Annotated in this window: 12 protein-coding genes; 9 read left to right on the forward strand and 3 right to left on the reverse strand. The window is 60.9% G+C overall.

Annotated elements, in window-relative coordinates; all coding sequences use genetic code 11:
* Nucleotides 1-334: 334 nt before the first annotated feature.
* Complete coding sequence (gene fadD1, locus ACW9I6_RS24255) at nt 335-2,026, forward strand: long-chain-fatty-acid--CoA ligase FadD1 (protein WP_003213041.1); 1,692 nt, start codon at nt 335-337, stop codon at nt 2,024-2,026.
* A 183-nt stretch (nt 2,027-2,209) separates the two neighbouring features.
* Here fadD1 and ACW9I6_RS24260 read toward each other — a convergent pair whose 3' ends face one another.
* Complete coding sequence (locus ACW9I6_RS24260; protein ID WP_003213043.1) at nt 2,210-2,587, reverse strand: hypothetical protein; 378 nt, start codon at nt 2,585-2,587, stop codon at nt 2,210-2,212.
* 199 nt (nt 2,588-2,786) lie between these two features.
* Between ACW9I6_RS24260 and ACW9I6_RS24265 the strand changes: the two genes are divergently transcribed.
* The 3 genes from ACW9I6_RS24265 to def all read left to right on the forward strand — a co-directional run bounded on the left by ACW9I6_RS24265 (nt 2,787) and on the right by def (nt 4,641).
* Nucleotides 2,787-2,972 (forward strand): CsbD family protein, encoded by a 186-nt coding sequence (locus ACW9I6_RS24265; RefSeq protein ID WP_003213044.1) that lies wholly within the window; start codon nt 2,787-2,789, stop codon nt 2,970-2,972.
* Nucleotides 2,973-3,153: 181 nt separating this feature from the next.
* Nucleotides 3,154-4,098 (forward strand): YihY/virulence factor BrkB family protein, encoded by a 945-nt coding sequence (locus ACW9I6_RS24270; protein ID WP_003213047.1) that lies wholly within the window; start codon nt 3,154-3,156, stop codon nt 4,096-4,098.
* A gap of 3 nt (nt 4,099-4,101) precedes the next feature.
* Nucleotides 4,102-4,641 carry a peptide deformylase gene (gene def / locus ACW9I6_RS24275; protein ID WP_003213049.1) on the forward strand — a complete coding sequence of 180 codons (540 nt, stop codon included), beginning with the start codon at nt 4,102-4,104 and terminating at the stop codon, nt 4,639-4,641.
* Nucleotides 4,642-4,777: 136 nt separating this feature from the next.
* Here the strand turns inward: def and ACW9I6_RS24280 are convergent, their stop codons facing one another.
* On the reverse strand, nt 4,778-5,596 hold the full coding sequence (locus ACW9I6_RS24280) for a class I SAM-dependent methyltransferase (RefSeq protein WP_177027649.1): 819 nt from the start codon (nt 5,594-5,596) through the stop codon (nt 4,778-4,780).
* A gap of 60 nt (nt 5,597-5,656) precedes the next feature.
* Nucleotides 5,657-6,094: a GNAT family N-acetyltransferase gene (locus ACW9I6_RS24285; RefSeq protein WP_032898798.1), complete on the reverse strand. Its 438-nt coding sequence runs from the start codon at nt 6,092-6,094 to the stop codon at nt 5,657-5,659.
* A 334-nt stretch (nt 6,095-6,428) separates the two neighbouring features.
* Between ACW9I6_RS24285 and ACW9I6_RS24290 the strand changes: the two genes are divergently transcribed.
* The 5 genes from ACW9I6_RS24290 to ACW9I6_RS24310 all read left to right on the forward strand — a co-directional run bounded on the left by ACW9I6_RS24290 (nt 6,429) and on the right by ACW9I6_RS24310 (nt 12,712).
* A complete protein-coding gene (locus ACW9I6_RS24290; protein WP_003213058.1) occupies nt 6,429-7,370 on the forward strand; it encodes a fatty acid desaturase in 942 nt (313 codons plus the stop codon).
* Between the two features lie 9 nt (nt 7,371-7,379).
* The gene (locus ACW9I6_RS24295) at nt 7,380-8,159 is read left to right on the forward strand and encodes a phosphate/phosphite/phosphonate ABC transporter substrate-binding protein (RefSeq protein ID WP_457339930.1); all 780 of its coding nucleotides are present in this window, start codon (nt 7,380-7,382) and stop codon (nt 8,157-8,159) included.
* Between the two features lie 218 nt (nt 8,160-8,377).
* On the forward strand, nt 8,378-8,887 hold the full coding sequence (locus ACW9I6_RS24300) for a sigma-70 family RNA polymerase sigma factor (RefSeq protein WP_003213062.1): 510 nt from the start codon (nt 8,378-8,380) through the stop codon (nt 8,885-8,887).
* Entirely contained in the window at nt 8,884-9,819 is a 936-nt protein-coding gene (locus ACW9I6_RS24305) for a FecR domain-containing protein (RefSeq protein ID WP_177035215.1), read from the forward strand. The genes ACW9I6_RS24300 and ACW9I6_RS24305 overlap by 4 nt, the downstream gene beginning before the upstream one ends.
* A gap of 253 nt (nt 9,820-10,072) precedes the next feature.
* The gene (locus ACW9I6_RS24310; protein ID WP_457339931.1) at nt 10,073-12,712 is read left to right on the forward strand and encodes a TonB-dependent receptor domain-containing protein; all 2,640 of its coding nucleotides are present in this window, start codon (nt 10,073-10,075) and stop codon (nt 12,710-12,712) included.
* Nucleotides 12,713-12,750: the final 38 nt, after the last annotated feature.

The raw sequence follows: 12,750 nt of genomic DNA on the forward strand, positions 1-12,750 counted from the left end.
ACATATCCTGTGACTGACACTGCGCTTTAGCGAGCAAGCCCGCTCCCCCATTTGGTTTTTATTCATTCAGTTTAAATGCGTAGAAGCCCATTCCAGAGCCCTTTCTTGGCTTATAGAATCTTTGCTCTAAAAATGACCATTAGATATTCTTGAGTCATGTTTATGACCGTAGGGGCCTCTTTTGGCTCTAGGCGGCCCTTGGCAAAGCTGCTACTCTCGGCGCGCTTTGTGACCTCTTGGCCTGCTTTTAACCGCCAGACTCACCCAAAAACAAACAAATAATAATCGCATCAAATGCGATGAATGAATTCGCGTCGCTGAGGAGTGGGCTTCCATGATCGAAGACTTTTGGAAGGATAAGTACCCCGCCGGGATTGCTGCAGAAATCAATCCAGACGAGTATCCGAATATTCAGGCGGTACTGAAGCAGTCCTGCCAACGCTTCGCCAACAAACCGGCTTTCAGCAACCTGGGCAAGACAATCACCTACGGTGAACTGTACGAACTGTCCGGCGCCTTCGCCGCTTACCTGCAACAGCATACCGACTTGCAGCCCGGTGATCGAATCGCCGTGCAACTGCCCAACGTCCTGCAATACCCGGTCGCCGTATTCGGTGCCATCCGTGCCGGCTTGATCGTGGTCAACACCAACCCGCTGTACACCGCGCGGGAAATGGAACACCAATTCAACGACTCCGGTGCCAAGGCCCTGGTCTGCCTGGCCAACATGGCGCACCTGGCTGAAAAAGTCGTGCCCAAGACTTCCGTCAGGCACGTGATCGTCACCGAAGTCGCCGACCTGTTGCCGCCGCTCAAGCGCCTGCTGATCAACAGCGTCATCAAGTACGTGAAGAAGATGGTCCCGGCGTATCACTTGCCGAAGGCGATCAAGTTCAACGACGTATTGGCCAAGGGCCACGGCCAGCCGGTGAACGAAGTCAGCCCCGCCAGCGACGAAGTCGCCGTGCTGCAATACACCGGCGGCACCACGGGCGTGGCCAAGGGCGCGATGCTGACCCACCGCAACCTCGTCGCCAACATGCTGCAGTGCAAGGCGCTGATGGGCTCCAACCTGAATGAAGGTTGCGAGATCCTGATTACCCCGCTGCCGCTGTACCACATCTATGCCTTCACCTTTCATTGCATGGCGATGATGCTGATCGGCAACCACAACATCCTGATCAGCAACCCGCGCGACCTGTCGGCGATGGTCAAGGAACTGTCGAAGTGGAAGTTCAGCGGCTTTGTCGGCCTGAACACCCTGTTTGTTGCCCTGTGCAACAACGATGCCTTCCGCAAGCTGGATTTCTCGGCGCTGAAGGTCACCCTGTCAGGCGGCATGGCCCTGCAACTGGCGGCGGCCGAGCGCTGGAAAGCGGTCACCGGCTGCTCCATCTGCGAAGGTTACGGCATGACCGAAACCAGCCCGGTGGCCACCGTGAACCCGATCCAGAACATCCAGATCGGCACCATCGGCATCCCGGTGCCGTCGACCCTGTGCAAGGTCATCACCGATGACGGCGTCGAGCTGGCGCTGGGTGAAGTGGGCGAGTTGTGCGTCAAGGGCCCGCAAGTGATGAAGGGCTACTGGCAGCGCGAAGACGCCACCGCCGAGATCCTCGACAGCGAAGGCTGGCTGAAGACCGGTGACATCGCGATCATCCAGCCGGATGGCTACATGCGCATTGTCGACCGCAAGAAGGACATGATTCTGGTCTCCGGTTTCAACGTCTACCCCAACGAGCTTGAAGACGTGCTGGCGACCCTGCCGGGCGTGCTGCAATGCGCGGCCATTGGTGTGCCGGACGAGAAGTCCGGGGAACACATCAAGATCTTCATCGTGGTCAAGCCGGGTGCCAGCCTGACCAAAGACCAGGTGATGGAGCACATGCGCGCCAACGTCACCGGCTACAAGGTGCCCAAGGCCGTGGAATTCCGCGATGCGCTGCCGACCACCAACGTGGGCAAGATCCTGCGGCGTGAGTTGCGGGATGAAGAACTGAAAAAGCTGGGTTTGAAGAAGTAACTCGGCCCCCAACAAAAAGCCCCGCAGATGCGGGGCTTTTTATTGAACGCTGATTTTCCCGCATGGAAATGCAATCCAAATGGGGGAGCGGGCTTGCTCGCGAAAGCGGTGTGCCAGTGATATACCGGTTACTGACACACCGCATTCGCGAGCAAGCCAGCTCCCACAGGTTTTACCGCATTCCTACAGTGCGAACTGCGCGAAGCTCACACCGGCACCGGCCGGGCGTACGTCCTTGAGGAACGAGTCCTTGTCGGCACTCAGCTCCAGGGTAATCTCCGGCTTGCGCTTGCCGGCATTGCGCACCACCAGGCCTTCCAGCTTCTCGCGCAAAAACACCGTTGGCACCTTCAGGTGCAGCAACTGGTCGCTCTCGGCGTTGTGCATCAACAAGTGGATCCACTCGTACTGGCCCACGGCAATCCGGCCCACCGGCAGGTCGAACCACCAGATGTTGCGTTTGCGGTCCAGGTCGGTGAAGTGGCAGTTGTTGACACCGAGTACGGCACCGCCCAGTTCCTGGTTTCTGCGGGCAATGGCCTGTGCTTTATTGAGTTTCATAACCTTCCTACGGGATCTGTTACCCAGCGCTTGCGCCTGGATGTGCCCGGCATTCTCGTGGGTTGGCCGCAAAACATAAAGCCAAACCTGTACGGCGCGATGAAATGCCGCTGAAAAAATAATTGAAACTCTCTGGAAAGGCCAAGGGTCAACGTTTACGTAGTGACCAAAATCCTTGATTGTTCCCAGGAGAAATACCATGAGTAGCACATCGGATAAGGCAAAAGGTTTGGCGAACGAAGCCGTAGGCAACATCAAGCAAGGTGTTGGCAAAGTCACCGGCAACGACAAGTTGCGGGCTGAAGGCGTGGTTCAGGAAAAGAAAGGTGAAGTGCAAAAAGCAGTCGGCGACACCAAGGACGCAGTAAAGAAAGCGGTCAAATAGTCCCGACCTGGCTGCCTGCACTCCAGCAGCCCGACGGCCATCCACGGATGGCCGTTTTTGTGTCACCTGCAGTGATTAAAGTTTGGAAATTGTTTCAAGGTCGCCAAATAAGCTACCTTGATGTAGAAAACGGCCCCTGAGTCGCCCACGAACTCAACTTTTTGCGGCGAAAGGAGACGCTATGATTTTTCCGGTATTACAAGGCTTGCCCCTGCACAAAGTGCTGGTGCGCACTGTCACAGAGTTCCTCGATGACGAGATGCCTACGTACGCCTCGGCGCTGGCCTACCAGATGCTGTTCTCGCTGTTTCCCTTCCTGCTGTTCCTGATTGCCCTGATCGGTTTCCTGCACCTGCCGGACTTCTTCACCTGGCTGCGCATGCAATCGGAACTGGTATTGCCGCCCCAGGCCCTGGAGCAGGTCAACCCGGTGATCGACCAGTTGCAGCAATCCAAGGGTGGCCTGTTGTCGGTGGGTATCGTGATCGCGCTGTACACCGCCTCGGCGGGTGTGCGCCTGATGATGAGTGCGATGAATGCCGCCTATGACGTGGTGGAAGGCCGACCGATCTGGAAGCGCTTCCCGCTGTCGATTTTCTACACCGTAGGCTTCGCCGGCATGCTGTTGGCCGCCGCCGCCTTGATGGTGCTCGGGCCCCAGGTAATGGAATGGCTGGCGGGGCAGATCGGCATGCAGGAATTCGTGGTCACGCTGTGGACCATCCTGCGTTGGCCGCTGATCGTCATCCTGTTGATGTTCTCCGTGGCGTTGATGTACTACGTGATGCCTGACGTGAAACAGAAGTTTCGCTTTATCACCCCGGGATCGGTGCTGGCGGTGGTGGTCTGGATCGTCGCTTCCCTGGGGTTTGGCTACTACGTCAAAACCTTTGCCGACTACAACGCCATGTATGGCAGTATCGGCGCGATCATTGTGCTGCTGTTGTACTTCTACATCTCGGCTGCCGTGCTGTTGCTGGGGGCGGAGATGAACGCGGTGATCGAACACATGTCGGCCGAAGGCAAGGATCCTGGTGAAAAGGACTTTGGCGAGCACGACGAAAAAAAGCATGTCTCAGGCCTTGGCCGCGACCCTTCCCTAAAGCCCACTACCGATGAAGTCTGATCGATGATCCGTGAAATCCTGAAAATGGGCGATGAGCGCCTGCTGCGCATTGCCCCGCCGGTTCCGCCGGAAATGTTCGACAGCCCCGAGCTGTGGCAGTTGATTGATGACATGTTCCAGACCATGGAACACGTCGGCGGCGTCGGCCTGGCCGCACCGCAGATTGGAGTGGACCTGCAACTGGTGATCTTCGGTTTCGAGAGCAGCGAACGCTACCCGGACGCGCCCGCCGTGCCCCAGACCATCCTGATCAACCCGCTGATCACGCCGCTCAGCCCGGTGCTGGAAGAAGGCTATGAAGGGTGCCTGTCGGTGCCGGGCTTGCGTGGGGCCGTCGACCGTTACCAGCAGATTCGCTACGAAGGGTTTGACCCCAAGGGCGAGCCGATTGTGCGGATTGCCGAAGGCTTTCACGCGCGGGTGGTACAGCACGAGTGCGATCACCTGATCGGCCGGCTGTACCCATCGCGGATTACCGATTTCAGCAAGTTCGGGTTTATCGAAGTGATGTTCCCGGATATGGATCCGACGGCAGACGAATAACCCTCAGGCAAAACACACCTCAAACTGTGGGAGCGGGCTTGCTCGCGAAAGCGGAGTGCCAGTCACCGAAGATATAGACTGATCCACCGCATTCGCGAGCAAGCCCGCTCCCACATTTGTTCTGCGTGCATTCAGCTTATTTTGCGGGCTTCACAAACCGCAACGTCATCCGGTCCGACTCACCAATCGCCACATACTTCGCCTTGTCCTTTTCCCCCAACGTCAACGCCGGCGGCAAGGTCCAGACCCCATCCGGGTAGTCCTTGGTATCTTTCGGGTTGGCATTCACCTCGCTCTGCCCCTCAAGCTTGAACCCCGCATCCGTCGCCAGTTTCACCACATACGCGGTGGTCAGGTAACCGCTGTGCTTGATGTCTTCCAGCGATGCCCCGTCCTTGGCCCGGTGATCCACCACCCCCAGCACGCCGCCCGGTTTCAACACCTTGAAGAACGCCTCGAACATCGCCGGCGCCGTATCCGCCATCACCCAGTTATGCACGTTGCGAAAGGTCAGCACGGTGTCGGCCGAGCCAGGCTTGCCCAGCACCGGAGCCTTGGGGTCGAACTCGGCGAAGCCGGCCTTGGAATAATGCACCGGGTCTGCGGCGAATTTCTTTTTCAGGTTTTCTTCTGATGTACGCGCGTAGGCACTGCTGTTCGGCGCCTGCACGGCGGCGATGTAGTGGCCGTTATCCTTGAGCAGCGGCGCCAGCAACTCGCTGTACCAGCCACCACCGGGGGTGATTTCGATCAGGGTCTGGTCGGCCCGCAGGCCAAAGAATTCCAGGGTCTGCTGCGGGTGACGATACCCATCACGCGCGCTGTTGGCCGGCACGCGCCAACTGCCGGCGAGCACGGTTGCATACTGCTCGGCGGAAACCGGCGCTTCGGCTGCCTGGCTCAAGGCCGGGGCGAGGAGGGCTGCAAGGGATAAGGCTGCAAGGGTCGCTTTCATGATCATCCTGTAATGGGCCGCTGGTGCCGCCGAGGCTAGCATGGGGCCCACAACGGCTGATCACACTTTATTGAAGGACGACCTCACCAACGGTTCTAAGCCCATGGCGATCATCGGCTTGTTGCGTTTGTAGCGCACCAGGCGCTCCGACAAGGACTGCGGCAGCAACGTGTCCTGGGTAAAACCCAGGCGTTGATAAAAGCCTTCCAGGTCCGGATGGCACAGCAGCCACACCGTGCCTTCAACGCTTGCGACCGAGGCGCGAATCAATTGCGCCGCCAGCCCCTGGCCACGCAGCGCCGGGTCGACAAACAGCCCGGTCAACCACTGCCCACCCACCACCGGCGTCAGGCACAGGCCCGCGACAATCTCGCTGCCCCTGGCCACCCACAACTGGCCACCCTTGAGGGCCTTCATCGGTGAGTTATGGCTGCGATAGAACTTGTTCAGCAGCGGCCACAACGGCTCTGCCAGTCGGTCAATGTGCAACTCGGGCATGGTTTTCAAACACGCGAATCCAGGGGGCGCAGATTATAAGTCGGGCAAAGCGCCTTCTGTTGGGCAATCGGTGTTATACCCAGTGTTACATCCCCTGTAAGTGGAGCACGCATCATGGCCAAAGGTCTGAATTCCAAGAAAGCTGACAAGAAGAAACCGGCAAAGACCGCCGATGAAAAACGCGCCGAGAAAAAGGCCAAGAAAACCGACAGCAACCTGTTCGGTCATTAAGTTCTAAGCTAAGCACCAAACGATCTGCAAGATTTTCCCGCCCCATTGCACAGAGCAGGATGAAGCCGACTTTTTCGTCGGCCACGCCTGCCCTGAGCTGCCGATGTCCAACTACCTTGATGAAACCCAGCGCCGGGAAATCGAAGCCCTGGCCCAGACCTTTACCGCCCGCACCGAGTGGCCGACCTGGCTGCTGTTGATCGGCGTCTATGCCGGCTGGTTTGCCGTGATCCTCGCCAGCCACTGGCTTGGCCTGTGGCTGAGTACCGCACTGTTGATCCCGCTCGTGACGCTGTGGATGTCCCTGCAACACGAACTGCTGCACGGCCATCCCACCCGCTTCACTGCCTTGAACAAACTCCTCGGCTACGCACCGTTTGCCGTCTGGTACCCCTACACCCTGTACCGCAACTGCCACCTGGTGCACCACAACGACGAAGACCTGACGGTGCCCGGTGTCGACCCGGAAAGCCGCTACCTGAATCAGCGGCAGTGGGACGACAGTTCGCTGTTCGAGCGCACCTTGCATTGGCTGACCAAGACCGTCCTGGGGCGCTTCCTGTTGGGTTCGCCGCTGGCGCTGTGGAAGCTGGCGCGCAACGAGGTCAGACGCCTGCGCGAAGGCCAGCGCCAGGCGTGGCTGATGTGGCTGAGCCATGGCACCGTGACCGTGCTGATGTTGACCTTCATCGCCCACTACAGCGTGCTGCCGGTGTGGCACTACGTGGCGCTGGTCAGCGTGCCGGCCTTGTCGGTGGCGGCGATCCGTTCCTACTATGAGCATCGCCCGCACCCACAACCGGAACAGCGCACGGTGCTTAACGAAGCCGCCTGGCCGTGGACCTGGCTGTTCCTCAACAATAACCTGCACCTGGTGCATCACGACTTGCCGAAGCTGCCGTGGTATTTGCTGCCCACCGTGTACCGCGCGCGCCGCGAACAATGGGTGGCGCGCAGCGGCGGGTTCCTGGTGCAGGGTTACGGCCAGTTGATCGGCCGTCACGGGCTCAAGGCCATCGACAGCCCACGGCACCCCTTTGCTTGAGAGACGACCATGAGTGACCGCTACGCCGAACTGCTGATGTACGTGGCGCCGCAGCAGGTGCAACAGGCCAATGAGCGCTGGCTTTCGCGCATCCTTGAGCGCCTGGGCGCGACCCGCCGCAAGGCTGATCATCTCGACCTGCGCAGCCTGTGGCGTGCCCCGCAATTGCTGCTGACGCAAACCTGCGGCTACCCGCTGATGACCGAGCTGCGCGGGCAAGTCCAGGTGATTGGCCGCCCGCGCTACGAATTGCCCCATAGCAGCGGCGGCCAGCATTGCAGCCTGCTGCTGACCCGCGACGACAATCCCCGCGTTGCCTTGGCCGACTTCCAAGACAGCCGCGGCGTGATCAACGGCCATGACTCCAACAGCGGCATGAACCTGCTGCGCGAACGCCTGGCGCCGCTGCAGCAGGGCGGTCGGTTCTTTGCCGAAGTCGGCATCAGCGGCGCCCATCGCGAAAGCCTGCGCTGGCTGCGGGAAAACCGCGCCGACCTTGCCGCCATCGACAGCGTGACCTACGACTACCTCGCCCGTTTTGCGCCAGAGGAAGTGGCCGGGCTGCGGATCGTCACCCGCAGCGCGCCCAGCCCGACGCTGCCTTACATCAGCGCGCCGGGCTCAAGTGAACACCTGCGGGAGGTCATGAACCTGGCCTTGCAGGATCTGCCCGAAGTGGTGCAAACCCTCGGCGTACACGAAGTGCTGCCCGCCAGCGAAGCGGATTACCAGGTGCTGCTGGAATACCGGCAGCAGGCGGAAGCCTTGGGTTATCCACGCCTCCAATGATCGTTCCCACGCTCCGCGTGGGAATGCATCCTGTGACGCTCTGCATCACCATTTCAAAGCAGACGCAGAGCGTCCAAGGCGGCATTCCCACGCAGAGCGTGTGAGCGATTGGTTATATAAAAATACCTTTTAAATATTATTAAAGAATAAGCAGCCTTGCTAGGATCGCTCCACCGGAACACCGGACATAACGCGCAACCTACTCAGATGGAGCCACTATGTCCGGCGCCGACACTTCTCACAGCGATTACGTGGGCGGATTGTTCCGCAGTCATTACGACTGGCTGTGCGGCCGTTTGCACCGCCATCTCGATTCCCGTGCCCACGCCGAAGACATCGCCGCCGACACCTTCGTCCAACTGTTGAGTTCCCCGGGCGTGGCGCCGATCCGCCAGCCACGCGCCTTGCTCACCACCATTGCCCAACGCCTGATGTACCAGCTGTGGCGTCGCCGTGACCTGGAGCGCGCCTACCTCGACGCCCTCGACCAGGACGAAACCTCGCCCGCGCCATCCCCTGAGGATTTGGCGCAGATGCTCGAAGCCCTGCAGGCCATCGACCAGTTGCTCGACGGCTTGCCGGCCAAGGTCAAGGCGACCTTTCTGCTGTCGCAACTCAATGGCCTGACCTACCCGGAAATCGCGGCCGAGCTGGGCATTTCCCAACGCTCGGTCAGCGACTACATGACCCGTGCCGTCAACCGCTGCCTGCGGCTGTGCCTGGAATGAGCGACGACCTGATCGACAGCGCCACTCGCTGGGTGGTGTTGCTGCGCTCCGGCGAGGCGAGTGCCGCCGACTGGCAGCGTTACCATCAGTGGCGCGCCGCAGACCCGCGTCACGAAGCCTTGTGCCAACAACTGGAAACCCGCCTCGGTGTGTTTCAAATTCCGCAGGCCCAAGGCGTCAGCGGCAAGGTATTGCAGCAGGCACTGGACGCGCCATCCAGCCGCCGCACGGTGTTGCGCGGCGCCCTGGTGGGCGCTGGCCTGATGCTGGGCGCCGGTTGGCTGGCCCGGCCGGTGGTGGAGGATTTGACCGCCGATATCCGCACCGGCACCGGCGAACGGCGCACTGTAGCGCTGGCGGATGGCAGCGAGTTACTGCTCAACGCCCGCAGTGCCGCCGACATCCAGTTCGACCCACAACACCGCGTGGTGCGCCTGCGCGATGGCGAGTTGCTGGTGAAGATTGCCAGGGACAGCAACCGACCGTTTTTCATTCAGACCGATCAAGCTCGACTGCATGCCTTGGGCAATCGCTTGTTGCTGCGCGAGCGCGAAGGGCAGGGCCACGTGGTGGCGCTCAACGGCGCCCTGGAGATCGACGGCCAGAACGGCGAACGCCTGCAACTGGAGGCCGGGCACGAAGTCACTTACGACCGCTTCGGCTTCGGACCGGTGCTCGCCAGTTCCTCGGGCGCGACCGCCTGGATCGATGGCTTCCTGCAAGTGCGCGACCGCCCGCTGGTGGAGGTGATCGATGCACTGCGCCCGTATCACAACGGTGTGCTGCGCCTCGATCCGGCGGTGGCAGGGTTGCGGGTCAGCGGCCTGTACCGCCTCGACAATCCCGACCAGATCCTCGACACCCTGGCACGCACCCTGCCGATCCACATCACCCGCCGGACCGGGTTGTGGGTGACCGTCAGTGCCACCTGAAAACGGTTCACCTCGGTCAATGTGGGAGCTGGCTTGCCTGCGATGCGAGCACCTCGGCCTCTCAGATGTACCGCAGCGATACCATCGCAGCCTCGCTAAAGCTCGACAGCTCCCACAGTTGACCGCGTCGTTTCAGAATGTCGGTTCTATCGACATAACCAAACGATCTGCAAGTTTTCCCCCGGCCATCCCACATCACTCCCGTAAGCGCTGCGGGGAGCAGCGCTCAGGAGTTTCCTTGGGGGGAGCCAACGTGAGCCCATTCAACCGTACACCGCTTCGAACCTTTGCCCTGGTGCCGTTGGCCAGTCTGTTCCTGTCTTTCGCTGCCAGCGCCGAAGAGGCGCGGCAGGTCTACCACATCGCGCCCGGCCCGCTGGATGAAGTGCTGCTGAACATCAGCCGCCAGAGCGGCCAGGTGATTTCCTTCACGCCACAATTGGGCAACTATTCCTCGGCGCGGGTCGACGGTTCGCTGTCGGCGCAACAGGCGGTAGACGCCGCGCTCAAGGGCACCGGCCTGCAAGTCCAGGTCAGCCCGGACGGTGCATTCATCATCAAGGAAGGCGCCAAAGTCGCGCCTGCCAGCAACAGCATCAAGGCGCAAACCGCCGAAGCCCAGGCGCCGACCCTCGACCGTGTGGTCGCCATCGGTACCCGTCGCAGCGACGCCACGGCCCTCACCAGCAGCGCCCCGGTGGATGTGATAAACGCCGAGGAACTCAAGCAAACCGGCGCCACCAGCCTTAACCAGGCGCTGTTCCAACTGCTGCCCTCGTTCAACTTTCCACAGAACAACAGCGCCACCCGCGGCCAGGATCCGAAAGGCGCCTCCCTGCGCGGCTTGTCCCCGGACCAGACCCTGGTGCTGATCAACGGCAAGCGCCGGCACACCTCGGCGGTGGTGAACATTTCCGGTGGCGTGCCGTTCATTGGCGCGCAGCCGGTGGACCTCGACATGATCCCCATCAGCGCCATCGACCACGTCGAAGTGCTGCGCGACGGTGCCTCGGCGCAATACGGTTCGGACGCGGTGGCGGGGGTGGTCAACATCGTGCTCAAGGAGCGCGACAGCGGTGGCGGCATCAACACCCAACTGGGCAAATACGCCCAGGGCGACGGCTTCAGCAAAACCACCGATGGCTGGTACGGCATCGGCTTGCCGGGGGATGGTTTCCTGACCCTGAGCTTCAACACCCTGAACAACAAACCCGATGACATCGGCGACAAATACGTCGCCGACGGCCAGGTACAAGACCCGCGCTGGGGCGGTGCCGGGCGCGACAAATACAACCTGGCGGCCAACGCCGAAATCGGCCTGAACGACCAATGGCGCCTCTACAGTTTCGCCACCTTCGGCCAGGACACTTCGGTAAACAACACGCCGCCGCTGCTGGCCAGCAGCCCGAACAACGTGGCCGGGATCTACCCCAACGGCACCATCCCGAAATACCGCTATCGCTATGAAGACGGCGCCGTCACCGTCGGCACCCGCTATGAAGACGAGAGCATCGGCCGCTTCGATTTGAGCGCCACCTATGGCCGCGACGAGCACGACGAACTGGCTTTCAACACCGTCAACCCGAGCTACGGGATCAACAGCCCGACCAAGTTCAACGTCGCCACCCTGGTCAACGACCAGACCAACATCACCCTGGATTACGCCAAGGATCTGAACGTCGACTGGTCGAGCCATCCACTCACCGTTTCAGCGGGCGTCGCCTACCGGCATGAGCAATACCGGCTGGAGGCCGGCGACTACGATTCCTATTCCTACGGTGGCATCGACGGCGTGCAGGTTGGCGCGGTGCAGGCTTCGGGCCTGACCCCGGATGACGCCGGCACCTTCAAGCGTGATGTGGGCGGCGTGTATTTCGGCCTGGAAAACCAGGTCACCGACAAGCTCCAGGTGGGCATTGCCGGGCGTACCGAGCACTACTCGGACTTCGGTTCAGCCACCACCGGCAAACTCTCGGCGCGCTATGACTTCACCCCGAAAGTCGGCCTGCGGGCCACGGTCAACAATGCCTACCACGCGCCCAGCCTGGGCCAGATCGGCACCTCCTGGACCACCACCACCAACCTCGACGCCAACGGCAACCCGGTGCTGACCCGCATGCTGCCGGCCGACAACCCGGCCGCCCGTGCCCTCGGTGCGCAGCCGCTGAAGCCCGAGAAGTCCACCAACTTCTCCCTGGGCCTGGTGCTGCGCCCAACCGACCAGGCCTCGCTGACCATCGACGCCTACCAGATTTCGATTCGTGACCGCCTGCTGTTCAGCGGTGGCATTTCCGGGCCGCTGGCCGAGCAGATCCTCAAGGACGCCGGCTACGGCCAGTACTCCTGGGCGCAGTTCATGACCAACGCCGCCGACACCCGCACCCGCGGCGTTGACATCGTGGGCAAGTACAACCTGGACCTTGAGCAGTTCGGCAACCTGAACCTGTCGGCGGGCTACACCAAGGCCCGCACCACCATCGAGAAGGTCCACGAAAACCCCAACGGCTTCGAAGTGCTGACCCGTGAATCCCGTGGCTTCCTGGAGCACGGTTACCCGGAAGACAAGCTGGTGTTTGGCGCGGTCCACAAGCTCAACCGATGGACCATCGCCCTCAACGAAACCCGTTACGGCAAGTACCGCAAATATGCGTCCAGCGAAGCCAACGCCCAGTACGACCAGACCTTCAGCGCGCAATGGACCACCGACCTGGACGTGAACTACGCCTTCACCAAACAACTGCGGGTGTCGGTGGGCGTCAACAACCTGTTCGACAGCAAGCCTGACGACTACAACACCCGTTTGCGCCAGACCCCGGGCCAGCAATACAGCTACCTGTCGCCGACGGCGCCGGAAGGGGCGTTTTACTACACGCGGCTCAGTTATGACTTTTAAACCCTGATCTTGAAGGGTGTGGAGATCAACTGTGGGAG

This window comes from Pseudomonas sp. SDO5522_S412 (assembly GCF_054071215.1).